Source organism: Frigoribacterium sp. CFBP9030 (genome assembly GCF_034045195.1).
Taxonomy (GTDB): domain Bacteria; phylum Actinomycetota; class Actinomycetes; order Actinomycetales; family Microbacteriaceae; genus Frigoribacterium.
In genome coordinates this window covers 144,837-159,228 of the sequence record NZ_JAXCWG010000004.1, presented here as the reverse complement: position 1 = coordinate 159,228, position 14,392 = coordinate 144,837, and the positions used below count along the sequence as shown (strand labels likewise).

Sequence of the window (14,392 nt, the reverse complement as noted above, 5' to 3'; positions counted from 1 at the left end):
CCCGAGCCCACGGCCCGGTCGCGGGTCGTCGGTGATCGCTCACCCCGACGATAGCCCGGGCCGCCGACACCCGACAGGTCTCGGACCCAGTCGATAACGACTCTCGATCCGCGTCAGCACGGCGATCGAGCCCAGGAGGCGCGGGTCACGGAACAAAGAGGGCGCGACCGCGGTTGGCTGAGTCATGGACTCGACCCGCACCTCCTCGGATTCCCCCCGCCTCGTCGCCGTGACCGGCGCCACCGGAGCCCTCGGCGGGCGGGTCGCCGCCGCGCTCGCCGCCGACGGCGTGCCGCTGCGCCTCGTCGTACGCGACGCCTCGCGCGCGCCGAGCCTCGGCGAGCACGTCGATATCGCCGTCGCCTCGTACGCCGACCGCGCCGCGGCCCGCACGGCGCTCGAGGGCGTCGAGACGCTCTTCATGGTGTCGGCCGCCGAGGCCGTCGACCGACTCGACCAGCACCGCACGTTCGTCGATGCCGCCGTCGAGGCCGGGGTGCGGCACATCGTCTACACGTCGTTCCAGGGCGCGGCGCCCGATGCGGTCTTCACGCTGGCGCGCGACCACGCCGCCACCGAGCAGCACCTGCTCGCCTCGGGTGCCGCCACCACGTTCTTGCGCGACTCGTTCTACCTCGACGCCCTGATCGACTTCGCCGACGCCGAGGGGGTGATCCGCGGACCGGCGGGGGAGGGGCGGGTCGCCGCCGTCGCCCGCGCCGACGTGGCCGACGCCGCGGTCGCCGTGCTGCGCGACCCGTCGGCGCACCGGGGCGCCGCCTACGACCTGACGGGCCCCGAGGCGCTGAGCCTCGCCGAGCTCGCCGCCCGACTGACCACCGCGACCGGACGCGGGCACACGTTCGTCGACGAGACCCTCGACGAGGCCTACGCGTCGCGCGCGGCCTGGAACCCCGAGCCCTACATCGCCGACGCCTGGGTCAGCACCTACGCGTCGATCGCCTCGGGCGAGGTGTCGGGCGTCTCGACCGCGGTGCGCGATCTGACCGGCCACGACCCGCTGACGCTCGAGCAGCTGGTCAGCGGATCCGCCGGGAGGACAGCACGCCGCTGACGCCGAGCACGAGCGTCGCGGCGAAGACGCCGAGCATCGGCACCTGCCAGTTGCCCGAAACGTCGTGCAGCCCGCCGATCGCCAGCGGACCGAGTGCCGCGATCGCGTAGCCGCCGCCCTGCACGAGCGCCGAGAGGCGCCTGGCGTCGGTGTCGGTGCTCGCCATGCGCACGATGACGATGAAGATGATCGTGATGCCGCCGCCCTGGGCCGCGCCGCCGAAGATCGACCAGAGCAGCCAGTGCTCGGGGGCGAAGAGCAGCCCGAGGGGCATGACCGTCCAGAAGAGGCTGATCAGGGCGATGACGATCGCGGGGCGCAGTCTGAGGGCCAGCACCGGCACCCCGAGCGCACCCACCACGGCGAGGATCTGGAAGACCGACGAGCTGGCGCCCGCGGCCTCGCGCGTGAGTCCGATCTCGTCGCGCAGCAGCGTCGGCATCCAGGCCGTCAGCCCGTAGTAGCCGAAGGCCTGGCCCGCGAACGCGAGGGTGAGCCCCCAGGTCGTCCAGCGGCGCAGCAGCGGCGGACGGTCGGCCTCGGCACGGCGCGCGGCGTCGGCGGCGGCGGACCGCTCGTCGATGACCGGGACGCCGCCGGTCAGCACATCGGATGCGCCGGGCTCGGCCCCGGGCGTCGTGTCGGACCCGTCGCGAGCCGAGGAGGCGCGGGTCGCGTCGCCCGCGCCCGTCGCCGACCGCTCGCGCACGCCCCGCAGCGCCACCCGGGGCCCCACGGCGATCGACCACACGACCCCCGCGAGCACCGCGAGGAGACCCCAGGTGAGCAGCGCCACCGGCCACCCGACGACGGACGCGATCGGGGCGGTGCCGAGCGAGGTGATCATCGACCCGACGTTGAGCGCCGACGTGTAGACGCCCGTGACGAAGCCGCCCCGCTCGGGTGAGAAGTCGCGCTTGATGACCACCGGCAGCACCACGTTGCCGATGGTGATCGCGATGCCGATGACGATCGTGCCGGCGTAGAGCCAGAAGGAGCTGCCGAGGGTGCGGATGATCGTGCCGGCGAGCACGCCGGCGAGACCGAGGGTGACCGCCAGCTCGGGGCCCACCCGGCCGATCAGGGCCGAGGCCGCCGGGCTCGCGACGGCGAAGCAGAGCACCGGGATGCTGGTCAGCAGGCCGGCCACGACCGCGGAGAGCCCCAGGTCGCCGATCATCTGGTCGAGCACGGGTGCGGTGGCCACGATCGGGCCGCGGAGGTTGATCGCGATCAGGACGATCGCGAGGGTCAGCAGCCAGGTGGCGGGCGACCGCACGGCGGCGCCCGCGCGGGTGCTCACGCCGCGCCGCGCAGGAGGGTGACGCCCAGCAGGGCCGCGAGCTCGTCGACGTCGGCCGCCACCGCGACGGACCCGACGTGCTCGTTCTCGTCGCCGTAGCCCCAGCCGGCGATGATCGTCGGCACGCCGTGGACGGCGGCGCCCTCGACGTCGTGGTGCCGATCGCCGATCAGGACCGGACGCGACAGGTCGACGCCGCGGGCCTCGAGTCGGCGGAGCGCCTCGGCGACGACGTCGGCCTTGGTGTTGCGCACCTCGTCGTCGGAGGCGCCGGTGATGATGTCGAGGTAGCGGACCAGGTCGTTGACCTCGAGGATGCGCGTGGCCGGGGTCTCGGGCTTGGAGGTCGCCGTCGAGGTGGGGATGCCGGCGGCGTGCACGGCGGCCAGGAGATCGGCGACCCCGGGGTAGATGGGGCTGGAGAGCGCCCCCGTCTCGAGGTAGTGCGCCCGGTAGATGCGCATGGCCTCGACCAGACGGTCGCCGGTGAGACCGAGACGGACCTCGAAGCTCTGCGGGAGGGGCGGGCCGACCCAGGCGATCAGCTCGGTCGCCGGGGGCACCGGCAGCCCCATGGCCTCGATCGTGTAGGCGAGACTGGCGGTGATCGCCGGAGCGGAGTCCGCGATGGTGCCGTCGAGGTCGAAGAGCACGGCGGTGTAGGGGAGAGTCATCACCCTCAGCTTAGGCATCGCCGCCGACACCGGGCGGCGGTGCGGTCGGCCGCCGTGCCATGCGTCTCGACCGGCGGTGCTCAGGCGACCGGGCCGAGGGGCCAGGTGGTCGTCGGGACGGTCAACGGGGCGACCGGTCGGACGCGATCGGACGAGACCGGTCGACGGGCGGGACGCTCGGAACCGGAGCGCCGGCGCGAGATCGAGGGGAGGGCGTCGATGTCGTCTCGCATGACGCTCGGGAACGAGCCGGAGATGGACTCGAACAGGGGAGTCGCCTCTCGCTGCGAGAGGATCTGGTCGAAGATGGGCGAGGTCACGGGAGCCTCCAGGAGGTCGCGGGTCGGAGAAGAGGGCGGGTCATAAGAAATGTTACCCTCATATTCCGGTTCCGCAAGGGGGTCGGCGAACATCGTCCGCCGCCGCGCTAGAACAGCCGCGAGTGCGAGTCGTCCAGTCCGCGCATGGCGTCGTAGTCGAGCAGCAGCGTGCGGATGCCGCGGTCGTGCGCCAGGGTGCGTGCCTGCGGCTTGATCTCCTGCGCCGCGAAGACGCCCGTGACGGGCGCCAGGTGCGGATCTCGGTTCATCAGCTCGAGGTAGCGGGTCAGCTGCTCGACGCCGTCGATGTCCCCGCGACGTTTCAGCTCGACCGCCACCGCGCCTCCGGAGGCATCGCGGGCGAGGATGTCGACCGGGCCGATCGCCGTCATGTACTCGCGGCGCACGAGGGTGTGGCCCTCGCCCAGCAGCTCGATCTGCTCGGCCAGGAGCTTCTGCAGATCGGCCTCGACGCCGTCTTTCGTCAGGCCGGGGTCGAAGCCCATCTCGTGACTCGAGTCGTGGATGATCTCGTGGATCGAGACCACGAGGATGTCGGCGGTCTTCGCCTGCGTGACCTTCCAGAGCTCGACGACCCCCGCCTCCTGCTGGTCGGCGTCGGCCTCGAGGATGCTGATCGAGCAGGGCGGGCTCATCCAGTTGAGCGGCTTGTAGCTGCCGCCGTCGGAGTGGACGAGGAGGCTGCCGTCGCTCTTGATCATGAGCAGGCGGGTGGCCAGCGGCAGATGGGCCGAGAGTCGCCCGGCGTAGTCGACTGAGCAACGGGCTATGACGAGACGCACCCGACGATCTTAGGCGGTGGCCGGGCGGAGGGGGCTTCGTCGATCGGACCGCGACCCGGTGTTGACAGAGTGTGAAATGCGACATATGTTCATGACACCGACACGATCGGTGCACGACCATCCGCTTCAGACCCCGGAGGAACACCATGTCGACCACGCTGCCCCCGACCGCATCGCACCCGACCGCGCCGCATCCGAGCGACCCGCAGGCGAGCGACCCCCGGCCCGTGGTCGACCTCGTCGGAGACGTGTTCCTGGTGGATCTCGCGACGGGTCGTCACACCCCGGGCGACGTGCTCGACGAGTCGGCCGTGGCCGACGAGCTCGGCGTCACGCTCGCGGAGGTGCGCCGGTCGGTCGACGTGCTCTGCCGGATCGGCGTCCTGCTGCGCCCCCCGTTCGGACGCGACGCGGTCGTCGGACTGCCCGCGTACTGCACGACGACCCTGCTGCGCCGTCTCGGCGGGGCCATCGAGCTCGCGCTGGCCCGCGGCGCGCAGACCGAGGACCTCCCCGAGCCGCGGCCCGCCGCGACCCTCGGCGACCGGCACGGGCTCGAGACGCCCCTCGACATCGCCCGCCTCATCGAGCTCGCCGACCCGCTGCTCGGCCTCTTCGACGACGACGAGGCCGCTCGACTCGATCGCGAGGTCGTCCGCCCGCTCTCGGTGCTCGCGACCGAGCAGGCGCTGCGCGTCCACGGAGCCGCCCCCGCTCTCTCCGACGATCTCCGCGCCCGCATCGTCGACGAGATCGAGACGGCCGTGCACTACGGCGAATGGCGCGCGATCCCCGGTCTGATGGCCGACTTCTCCATCGCGTTCGCGCCCGACAAGCCGTAGGGGGCTCTCTCCGGCGGCTTCGCTAGGCTGCACCACCATGACCCGGGCAGAGAAGGCCGCCGCCGTCAGGCCGACGCTCGCCGCCGTGGCGCAGGCGGCCGGTGTGTCCGCCTCCACCGCCTCCTTGGCCTTCAGCGGCGCCGGGCCCGTCTCGCCGGCCACCCGCGACCGCGTGCTGGCCGTCGCCGCCGAGCTCGGCTACGGCGGGCCCGATCCGCGCGCGAGGTCGCTCCGCCGTGGCCGTTCGGGGATCGTCGGCGCCGTGATCGAGTCGAGTCTCAGCGACGCGTTCCGCGACCCGGTCAACGTGGCGATGCTCGACGGGCTCGCCGACGTCACCGGCCCGGCCGACAACTCGCTGCTGCTGCTGACCGAGACCGGACCGGAGCAGTCGCGACTGATCGACGCGCCCGTCGACGCCGTGGTGCTCTTCGGCTGCAGTCTGCGGCTCGACGAGTCGGTGGCCGTCGTGCGTCGTCGGGGCATCCCCGTCGTGTCGATCGAGGCGCGGGCGATGGAGGGGGTGCTCGACATCGGTCTCGACAACGTCGACGCGTCTCGAGCCCTCGCCCGGCACCTGCACGACCTCGGTCACCGCGACGTCGCCGTGGTCGCGCTCCAGCTCGGCCCCACGCGCACCCTCGGGCCGATCACCGACGAGCGCATCGCGTCGGGGACGACGCACACCGCACTGCAGCGCCTGCAGGGGGTCCGCGAGGTCTTCCCCCGGGCCCGCGGCGTGGTCACGGCGGGCAGCTGGACGTCGGAGGGGCACCGGGCCGGTCGGGCGCTGCTCGACGTCGCCCCCGACCAGCGCCCCACGGCGATCGTCGCCCAGAGCGATCTGCTCGCGTCGGGGGTCATCGCCGCGGCCTCCGAGCTCGGACTCGAGGTGCCGCGCGACCTCAGCGTCGTCGGCTTCGACGGCATCCGGCTCGACGACCCCCGCGCAGCCGACCTGACGACGATGCGGCAGCCCGCGGTCGAGAAGGGGCGTGCGGCGGGCCGGGCGCTGCTCGACCTGCTGGCCGGCGCACCCGCCGAGTCGACGACCTTCACGAGCGTGTTCCATCGCGGGTCGACCACGGCGCCGCCGCGTCGCTGACCGGCGCCGCGCCTCCCCTGCAGATACCAGGCCCCGGGTCCGCCTCGTCTTCGGCGCGGCGTCCTGCGGGACGGGCGCCGCGCCCCCTGCAGGCCCCGCCTCGGGACGCCGGGGGTGAGGAGAGGGGCGCCGCGCCGCTGGGATCAGCGGTGCGACGCCCCTCTTCGCAGGACGCGGCGTGTCAGCCGGCGGGGGTGGCGAGCACGCCCTCGAGGGCCTTGTCGGCCTCTTCGGAGGTCGTGTTCAACGCCAGAGCCAGCTCGGAGACCAGGATCTGCCGAGCGCGACCGAGCATGCTCTTCTCGCCGGCGGAGATGCCCTTGTCTTGATCGCGACGCCAGACGTCGCGGACGACCTCGGCGACCTTGTAGACGTCACCGCTCGTCATCTTCTCCTGGTTGCTCTTGTAGCGACGCGACCAGTTGCCGGCCTCTTCGACCTCGGAGGTGCGGAGCACGTCGTAGACGCGCTCGACACCGGCCTGGTCGATGACCTCGCGCACACCGATGTCGGTGGCGTTGCCGGTGGGGATCTGGATGACCAGCTCGCTCGTGTGCACGCGCAGCGACATGTACTCCGTGGGCGAGCCCTTGATGTTCTTGGTGGTCAGGTCGGTGATCGTGACGGCGCCGTGGTGCGGGTAGACCAGCGTCGTGCCGACTTCGTATGTCGTAGTCACCGTTCTAGTGCGCAGCGTCGTAAGCGTCGCGGACGGTGGCGGCGATGCGGCCGCGGTCGGACACGTCGTGCCCGTTCGCCTTCGCCCATTCGCGGATCTTCTGCAGATCGTCGGAGTTCGACTTGGCCGAGCCGGTGCGGGCCGGGGTCTTGCGCCCGGTCTTGCGCGCCGCTCCGACGAAGGGGGCCAGAGCCTCGGTGAGCTCGTCGACGTGCGCGTCGCTCAGGTCGATCTCGTACGAGACGCCGTCGAGCGACAACGAGACGGTCTTGCCCTCGCCGTCGGCGATGGGGGTGCCGTCGAGGTCGTCGACGAGCTGGATGAGTGTTTTCTGGGCCAACGGAGTCTCCTGAAAAAACAATGAAAAAGCGCCGCGGATAAACGTGCGACGGCGTGCTAGGGATCAAGTGTAATTCATGGTTCTCCGTATGACATGCCTAACCGGTTCCGCCGACGGCGGAAGCACCTCCTAATCGTTTATGCGCACGCATTCATGCGAGGGTGAGGAGAGCGATTCCCGACGTCACCAGCGGCTGAGCGTGTCTCGCGGGTACTCGCCGAAGCGCGCGGCGTAGGCCGCGGAGAAGCGCCCCAGATTGCCGAAGCCCCAGCGGCGCGCGATGCCGGCCACGAAGTCGGAGCCGGGGTCGGCCGCGAGGAGGTCCTGACGGGCCCGGTCGAGTCGCACGTGGCGGAGGTAGGTCGTGGGGCTCGATCCGAGGTGCTGGCTCATCAGCTGCTGCAGCGTGCGGGTGTGCACGCCGGCCGCCGAGGCGATGTCGCCCGCCGTGATCGGCTGATCGGCGAAGGCGTGCACGTACTCGGCGGCCTGGCGGAGCTTCCGGGTGTGCTCGGTGCGGAGCGCCTCGGGGACGTCGACGGCCCGCCACGGGAAGAGGTCGAGCAGCGCGCGGGCCAGCGACGCCTGCGCCGAGTGCCGGGCGAGAGGGGGTGTCGCGGGCGCCACGATCAGCGGGGTCGCGGCGCCGAGCGCGGCCTGCCAGGCGGAGAGGGCCGCCGCGTCGGGGACGGCGGCGTAGTCGAAGACGATGCGCTGCGGCGGACCGCCGTGGCGCTCGGTCGCGACGTCTTCGAGGAACGACGCCCCGAAGTGCACGATGCCGTGCCGGTGCGGCGTCATCGTGAACGAGTACGACGTCTCGCTCGGCGTCAGGAAGGGCCGGGAACCGTCGCTGCCGAGCTGGCCGCCCGGGTGGTCGATGATGACCGCACCTGTGCGGAACCACGACACGATGTAGTCCTTCGACCAGGGGATGACCCCCTGGATGTGCGCGAGGAACGTCCCGCTCTGCAGGCTGAGACGCGAGTCGCCCGCCGACGCGAATCGGTACGAGAAAGGCATCTCGGCACGTCGGGCGCGGAATTCGCGACCTTCGAGACTGGTCTCGAGACCGGCCCGCGCCTCCTCGAGATCCTCTCCCGACATCTGGAATCGATCGAAGCCGCCCGTCGGCGGAGAGGGCTCGGCGGCGGGAGCGTCGTGGGGCGTGTAGGTGCTGGTCATGGTGTCTCCTGGTCCTGAGCGTCCGGCAGCGCGCGCTGGTGGGGCGTGCGGCTGCATGTATCAGGACGTGGCCGGAGGGGTCATCGTCACGAACACGCAGGGCGTGGGCTCATCCCTCCACGGTCGCGCATCCGGGCCGAGTCCGCGCGCCCCCAAAACGCGGGGCGCCGATGCTAGCGTCGTCTGCGGCGAGGGATCGCGCGTCGGGGCGGGCGCCAGGCCCCGCCCCTCGCCCCAGCCCTCGCCTCAGCTCTCGCCTCCGCCCACGCCTCAGCCCTCGCTTCGAAAGGCCCGACCGCCATGGCCGAAGTCGTCATCGTCACCGACGCGGAGGCCGCGGGTCGTCTCGCCGCCGACGCGATCCTCCGTCGCTTCGCGCGCATCGATCAACCCGTGCTCGGGGTCGCCACCGGCTCGACCCCGCTCACGACCTACCGAGCGCTCGCGTCGGCCGGCGCCGACCTGAGCGGGGTGCGCTGCTTCGCGCTCGACGAGTACGTCGGCCTGCCCGAAGGGCACCCCGAGAGCTACCGCGCCGTGCTCGACCGCGAGGCCGTCGAGCCGCTCGGGCTCGACCCGGCCCTGCTCGCGGTGCCCGACGCGTCGCCCGCGACCCTCGCCTCGGCCGGGGAGCGCTACGAGGCGGCCATCACCGCCGCCGGCGGCGTCGACGTGCAGCTGCTCGGCATCGGCACCGACGGGCACATCGGCTTCAACGAACCCGGCTCGAGCCTCGCGAGCCGCACCCGCGTCAAGACCCTGACCACCCAGACCCGCGAGGACAACGCCCGCTTCTTCGACTCGATCGACCAGGTGCCGCTGCACTGCCTCACGCAGGGTCTCGGGACGATCCGCGACGCGCGCCACCTCGTGCTCCTCGCGTTCGGGGCGAACAAGGCGGCCGCGGTGGCCGCCGCCGTCGAGGGCCCGGTCAGCAGCGGCGTGCCCGGCTCGTTGATCCAGCTGCACCCGAGCGTCACGGTGCTGGTCGACGAAGCCGCGGCGAGCGAGCTGCAGCACGCCGACTACTACCGCCTCGCCTACGCGAACAAGCCCGAATGGCAGGAGCTGTGACCGCTGACGCGGGTGCTGGTGCTGGCGCCGGTGCGGGTGCGGGTGCGGGTGCGGGTGCTGGCGCCGACGGGGGTGCGCTGTTCGTGCACGACGCCGTTCTGATCGACTCGGCGGGGCGCCGGCCGGGCTGGCTCCGCACCGAGGGCGGGGTCGTCGTCGAGGTGGGGACCGGGGTCGGGACCGGTGCGGGGTCTCGCGCCGAGCCTCCGGCGGGCGTCCGCACCATCGATGCGCGGGGCCGGGTCGTCACCCCCGGGTTCATCGACCTGCACGGGCACGGCGCAGCCGGGATCTCGTACGACGACGACGCCGACCTCGCACCCGCCCTCGCGCACCACCGCAGGCACGGCACGACGCGGCAGGTGCTGAGCCTCGTCTCGGCGCCGATCGACCGGCAGGAGGCGGCGCTCCGGCGGGTCGCGGCGCTCGCGGCGTCGGACCCCCTCGTGCTCGGTTCGCATCTCGAGGGCCCCTATCTCGCACCGTCGCGCAAGGGCGCGCACGACGAGACGGTGCTCACGACGCCCACCGCCGAGTCGATCGACCGCCTGCTCGCCGCCGCGGCCGGGTCGTTGCGGATGATCACGATCGCGCCCGAGCTCGACGGTGCCGCCGACGCCCGGAGACGACTCGTCGAGGCGGGGGTCGTCGTCGCCGTCGGGCACACCGCGGCCGACTACGACTGCGCCCTCGACGCCTTCCGCCGGGGCGCCCGCGCGCTCACCCACGCCTTCAACACCATGCCCCCGCTGCTGCATCGCGAGCCCGGGCCCGTGCTGGCGGCCGTCGATGCGGACGCCGTGCTCGAGCTCATCGTCGACGGCGTGCACCTGCACCCGGCCGTCACCCGCGCGGCCTTCCGCCTCGCCCCGGGGCGCGTGGCGCTCGTGACGGACGCGATGAGCGCCACGGGCAGCGCCGACGGCGCGTACCGCCTCGGCGGGCTCGACGTCGTCGTCTCGGACGGGGAGGCGCGGCTCGCCGACTCGGGCGCGCTCGCCGGGTCGGTGCTCACGCAGGACGTCGCCCTGCGCCTCGCCGTCGAGTCGGGCGTCGACCCGGTCGCGGCGGTCACCGCGCTGACACGCACCCCGGCCGATCTGCTCGGCCGCGGCGACCTCGGGCGCTTCGAGGTCGGTGCCCGCGCGGACCTCGTCGTGCTCGGCGCCGACTGGACGCCCGACGTGGTCGTGGCCGAGGGCGCGGTGCTGTTCTCGGTGTCGTGAGGGTGCGGCGGGTCGCCGTCATCGGTGGCGGGTCAGCGCTGACCCGCCGCGAGTGACGGGAACCCGCCGAACCTCCCGCGGGTGCGGTGCCCAGGAGGCGCGGTGCGGTGAGGGTGCGGCGGGTCGCCGTCATCGGGGGCGGGTCAGCGCTGACCCGCCGCGAGTGACGGGAACCCGCCGAACCTCGCGCGGGTGCGTGCGCAGGGGGCGGGTGCGTGCGCAGGAGGCGCGGGTCGGGTGCAGACCGCCGAGTCACGCCGAGTCGCGCACCACGAGCCGCACCGGCCCCGCCACCACGCCGGGCGACGGAGCCCCGCCGATCGCGTCGACGAGGTGCTGCGCCGCCGCCCGCCCGAGCTGTTCGAGCGACATGTCGACGCTGGTGAGGGTCGGTCGTGACTCGCGCACCAGGAGGTCCCAGTTGTCGAACCCGATCACGGCGACGTCGTCGGGCACCCCGACGCCCTCGTCGCGCAGCGTGTCGATGACCCCGCGGGCGATGTGGTCGCTGCCGCCGATGATCGCGTCGACCGCTTCGCCGCCCCGGACGAGGAGGCGCGCGCAGTCCCGCCCCCACCCCTCGCCCCACTGCCCGAACAGCGACGTGCCGCCCACGAGCTCGAGCCCGGCCGCCTCGACGGCCTGCTGCACCCCGGCGGCCCGGTCGCGTGCCGCGGCGTACGAGGCCTCGCCGTTGACGAGGGCGATGCGCGTGCGACCCGTCGCCAGCAGGTGCTCGGCGGCGAGGCGGCCGGCCTGCACGTTGTCGGGCGTGAACGACGCGTCGGCGGGGTCGGTCGACGGCGCGTAGACGTACACGACGGGCACATCGGCCATCAGGGGCACGGGTGGTCTCGGGTTCGTCGTCCGCCCGACGATCAGCAGGCCGTCGACGCGCCGGGTCAGCAGCGTCTGCAGGTGCAGCTGCTCGCGCAGGGCGTCGTCGCGGGCGTCGGCCAGCAGGACCGAGAGCGACCCCGAGCCGAAGGCGTCCTCCGCCCCGAGCAGCACCGGCAGCACGAACCGGTTGTCGAGATCGCTGGTGACCATGCCGATGGTGCCGGTGCGCGGCGAGTTGAGCGCCTGGGCGAAGAAGTTGGGGGTGAACGACAGTGCGGCCGCGGCCTCCTGCACCTTGACCCGCGTGCTCTCGCGCACCTGGGCGCGACCGTTCAGGGCCTTCGAGGCCGTCGCCACGGAGACCCCGGCGGCACGCGCCACGTCGGCGAGCGTGACCGTCGATGCGGGGCCTCTGCCGCCTGCTGCGTTGGACATGTTCCGAAAATAGTTCACAAAGTCGTTGACGAGCAACCAGGCCGCGTGTAACTTCACTCCCGAAACCAGTTTCGGTCTCACGTTCTCGACGACGAGCACCCGCGCCGCACCTCCGGCCCGGCTCTCTGACGGAGCACCCGCAGCAGTTCAGAGAGGAACCTCCTGTGATCTCCCCCTTCCACAGCAAGAAGGCCGCCGTCGCGCTCGTCGGGCTCGCAGCGGTCTCGCTCGCCCTCACCGGCTGCTCCGGTGGCGGCTCGTCCGCCGGCGGCGACGCGGCCACCGGCACCTACACCTTCTGGGACCCGTACCCCCAGTTCGACGGCGCGTCCGACTGGACGAAGCTCGTCGAGTCGTGCGGCACCGAGGCCGGCGTCACCATCGAGCGGACCGGCTACGACACCTCCGACCTGACGAGCAAGGCGCTCCTCGCCGGTCAGCAGGGCAACAGCCCCGACCTGCTGCTCGTCGACAACCCGGTGGTCTCGACCCTCGCCGAGGCGGGTCTGCTGACCGACACCGACGAGACCGGCGCCGACACGGCCGACATCGAGGAGAACATCCTCGCCGCGGGTCAGGTCGACGGGAAGACCTACGGCGTTCCGATCGGGGCCAACACCCTGGCGCTCTACTACAACAAGGCGATCCTCGACGAGGCGGGCGTCGACCCGGCGTCGATCACCGACTGGGACTCCCTGACGAGCGCCCTCGAGAAGGTCACGGCGGTGGGCAAGAAGGGCATCACGTTCTCGGCCATCGGCACGGAGGAGGGCAGCTTCCAGTTCCTCCCCTGGTACTGGGGCAGCGGGGCCGACCTGACCGAGCTCGACTCCGACGACGCCGTCTCGGCCCTCGACCTCTGGACGGGCTGGCTCGAGGAGGGGTACGCCCCCAACTCGGTGATCAACAATACCCAGACCACGACGTGGCAGGAGTTCATGACCGGCGAGTACGCGTTCGGCGAGAACGGCACCTGGCAGCTCGCGGGCATCAAGGCGTCCGACATCGACTACGGCATCATCTCGATCCCCTCGAAGGACGGCGGCGCGGCCCCCGCACCGACCGGCGGCGAGTTCCTGACCGTGCCCGTGCAGAGCGACGACGCCCGTTACGAGGTCAGCGAGAAGATCCAGGCCTGCCTCACGAGCACCGACAACCTCGTCGCGACCGACACGACCCTGTCGTACGTCGCCCCGACGAAGGACGCCCAGGAGGCGCAGCTCGCCGCCGATCCCGACCTCGAGCCCTGGGTCACCGCGGTCGGCGAGGCCAAGGGGCGCACCAGCGACGACCTCGGCACGGACTACCCGAAGATCTCGGAGCAGCTCTGGAAGGCCGTGCAGAACAGCCTCAGCGGGTCGGCGAGCCCCGAGGAGGCCCTGAAGGAGGCGCAGACCGCTGCGTCCTCCGCCACCGAGTAGCACGCGACACCGCGCAGCACCGGCACCACCCGCAGCACCGCACCACCGCGACACCGCCGAACGACGACAGGAGCACCATGAGCACCGACACGATGGAACGTCGTGAGGCCGTGTCCCCGGCGGGGACGGGCGGCACGCCCGCCCCCGCCGGACCCACCCGGAGGCGCCGCCCCGACACGGGGCAGCTGGCCGCCTGGGCGTTCCTCGCCCCGGTCGTCGCCTACCTCGCCGTCTTCTACGTCTGGCCGCTGGTCCGCAACGTCGACCTGTCGACGCACGACTACACGGTCCGCTCGTTCATCGACGGGAACGCGCCCTTCATCGGGTTCGAGAACTTCGCCGACGTCTTCACCAGCCCGACCTTCGGGCCGGCGCTGATCAACACCCTGCTGTTCACCGGCATCTCGATCGCGTTCCAGTTCTCGATCGGCATGGCGCTCGCGGTGTTCTTCTTCCAGAGGTTCCCGCTCTCGGCGACGCTCCGGGCGCTGTTCCTCGTGCCGTGGCTCCTCCCCCTGATCGTCAGCGCGTCGACCTGGTCGTGGATGCTCAACAGCGAGAGCGGCGTCGTCAACTCGGTGATCCGCACCCTCGGCGGCGACCAGGTGAACTGGCTCACCTCGCCGCAGTGGGCTCTGACCAGCGTCATCATCGCCAACATCTGGATCGGCATCCCGTTCAACCTCGTGATCCTCTACAGCGGGCTGCAGAACATCTCGGGCGACATCTACGAGGCCGCCGCCCTCGACGGCGCGAACGCCTGGCAGGTCTTCTGGCGCATCACGTTCCCCCTGCTGCGGCCGGTGTCGGCCATCACGATCCTGCTCGGCCTCGTCTACACGCTGAAGGTCTTCGACATCATCTGGATCATGACGCGGGGCGGCCCCGGCGACGCCTCGACCACCTTCGCCATCTGGTCGTACCAGCTCGGCTTCGGCTCCACCCTCCCCTCCTTCGGACCGGCCGCGGCCGTCGGCAACCTGCTGATCGTCATGGCCCTCGTCTGCGGCTTCGTCTACCTGCGCGTGCAGAGGAAGCAGGACCAGTCATGACCACCGCCGTCCGCCCCG

Annotated in this window: 15 protein-coding genes; 7 read left to right on the top strand and 8 right to left on the bottom strand. The window is 72.2% G+C overall.

The features are described 5' to 3' along the window. Window positions 1–184: 184 nt before the first annotated feature. Window positions 185–1,075 carry an SDR family oxidoreductase gene (locus SOM13_RS06510; protein WP_320479166.1) on the top strand — a complete coding sequence of 297 codons (891 nt, stop codon included), beginning with the start codon at window positions 185–187 and terminating at the stop codon, window positions 1,073–1,075. Here SOM13_RS06510 and SOM13_RS06505 read toward each other — a convergent pair. From SOM13_RS06505 to nucS, 4 genes are all read right to left on the bottom strand, one after another. Beyond that, on the bottom strand, window positions 1,041–2,378 hold the full coding sequence (locus SOM13_RS06505; protein WP_320479165.1) for a CynX/NimT family MFS transporter: 1,338 nt from the start codon (window positions 2,376–2,378) through the stop codon (window positions 1,041–1,043). The genes SOM13_RS06510 and SOM13_RS06505 overlap by 35 nt on opposite strands. Next, window positions 2,375–3,052 carry an HAD hydrolase-like protein gene (locus tag SOM13_RS06500; protein ID WP_320479164.1) on the bottom strand — a complete coding sequence of 226 codons (678 nt, stop codon included), beginning with the start codon at window positions 3,050–3,052 and terminating at the stop codon, window positions 2,375–2,377. Before SOM13_RS06500 ends, SOM13_RS06505 begins: the two co-directional genes overlap by 4 nt. Before the next feature lie 80 nt (window positions 3,053–3,132). Further along, complete coding sequence (locus tag SOM13_RS06495; RefSeq protein ID WP_192061186.1) at window positions 3,133–3,372, bottom strand: hypothetical protein; 240 nt, start codon at window positions 3,370–3,372, stop codon at window positions 3,133–3,135. A gap of 107 nt (window positions 3,373–3,479) precedes the next feature. After that, window positions 3,480–4,175 (bottom strand): endonuclease NucS, encoded by a 696-nt coding sequence (gene nucS, locus SOM13_RS06490; protein ID WP_192061185.1) that lies wholly within the window; start codon window positions 4,173–4,175, stop codon window positions 3,480–3,482. A 146-nt stretch (window positions 4,176–4,321) separates the two neighbouring features. Between nucS and SOM13_RS06485 the strand changes: the two genes are divergently transcribed. Continuing rightward, window positions 4,322–5,017: a hypothetical protein gene (locus SOM13_RS06485; protein WP_320479163.1), complete on the top strand. Its 696-nt coding sequence runs from the start codon at window positions 4,322–4,324 to the stop codon at window positions 5,015–5,017. A gap of 37 nt (window positions 5,018–5,054) precedes the next feature. Continuing rightward, window positions 5,055–6,122, top strand: a complete 1,068-nt coding sequence (locus SOM13_RS06480; protein ID WP_320479162.1) for a LacI family DNA-binding transcriptional regulator — start codon at window positions 5,055–5,057, stop codon at window positions 6,120–6,122. A gap of 181 nt (window positions 6,123–6,303) precedes the next feature. On the opposite strand, the gene SOM13_RS06475 is transcribed toward SOM13_RS06480, so the two are convergent. The 3 genes from SOM13_RS06475 to SOM13_RS06465 form a co-directional block, all read right to left on the bottom strand. Then, window positions 6,304–6,801, bottom strand: coding sequence for a CarD family transcriptional regulator (locus SOM13_RS06475; RefSeq protein WP_192061182.1), 498 nt, complete (start codon window positions 6,799–6,801; stop codon window positions 6,304–6,306). Window positions 6,802–6,805: 4 nt separating this feature from the next. Further along, window positions 6,806–7,141: an Lsr2 family protein gene (locus tag SOM13_RS06470; RefSeq protein ID WP_320479161.1), complete on the bottom strand. Its 336-nt coding sequence runs from the start codon at window positions 7,139–7,141 to the stop codon at window positions 6,806–6,808. Window positions 7,142–7,324: 183 nt separating this feature from the next. Next, window positions 7,325–8,326: a helix-turn-helix domain-containing protein gene (locus SOM13_RS06465; protein ID WP_320479160.1), complete on the bottom strand. Its 1,002-nt coding sequence runs from the start codon at window positions 8,324–8,326 to the stop codon at window positions 7,325–7,327. A gap of 300 nt (window positions 8,327–8,626) precedes the next feature. Here SOM13_RS06465 and SOM13_RS06460 point away from each other — a divergent pair, with 300 nt between their 5' ends. Together SOM13_RS06460 and SOM13_RS06455 are read left to right on the top strand one after the other, a co-directional pair. Beyond that, window positions 8,627–9,400 carry a glucosamine-6-phosphate deaminase gene (locus SOM13_RS06460; RefSeq protein WP_320479159.1) on the top strand — a complete coding sequence of 258 codons (774 nt, stop codon included), beginning with the start codon at window positions 8,627–8,629 and terminating at the stop codon, window positions 9,398–9,400. Further along, window positions 9,397–10,626: an N-acetylglucosamine-6-phosphate deacetylase gene (locus tag SOM13_RS06455; RefSeq protein WP_320479158.1), complete on the top strand. Its 1,230-nt coding sequence runs from the start codon at window positions 9,397–9,399 to the stop codon at window positions 10,624–10,626. Before SOM13_RS06460 ends, SOM13_RS06455 begins: the two co-directional genes overlap by 4 nt. 252 nt (window positions 10,627–10,878) lie before the next feature. Here the strand turns inward: SOM13_RS06455 and SOM13_RS06450 are convergent, their stop codons facing one another. Continuing rightward, window positions 10,879–11,901 (bottom strand): LacI family DNA-binding transcriptional regulator, encoded by a 1,023-nt coding sequence (locus SOM13_RS06450; protein WP_192061177.1) that lies wholly within the window; start codon window positions 11,899–11,901, stop codon window positions 10,879–10,881. Window positions 11,902–12,065: 164 nt separating this feature from the next. Between SOM13_RS06450 and SOM13_RS06445 the strand changes: the two genes are divergently transcribed. Both SOM13_RS06445 and SOM13_RS06440 read left to right on the top strand, forming a co-directional pair. Next, window positions 12,066–13,322: a sugar ABC transporter substrate-binding protein gene (locus SOM13_RS06445; protein WP_320477658.1), complete on the top strand. Its 1,257-nt coding sequence runs from the start codon at window positions 12,066–12,068 to the stop codon at window positions 13,320–13,322. A gap of 77 nt (window positions 13,323–13,399) precedes the next feature. Then, complete coding sequence (locus tag SOM13_RS06440; RefSeq protein WP_243215684.1) at window positions 13,400–14,374, top strand: carbohydrate ABC transporter permease; 975 nt, start codon at window positions 13,400–13,402, stop codon at window positions 14,372–14,374. Window positions 14,375–14,392 lie beyond the last annotated feature (18 nt).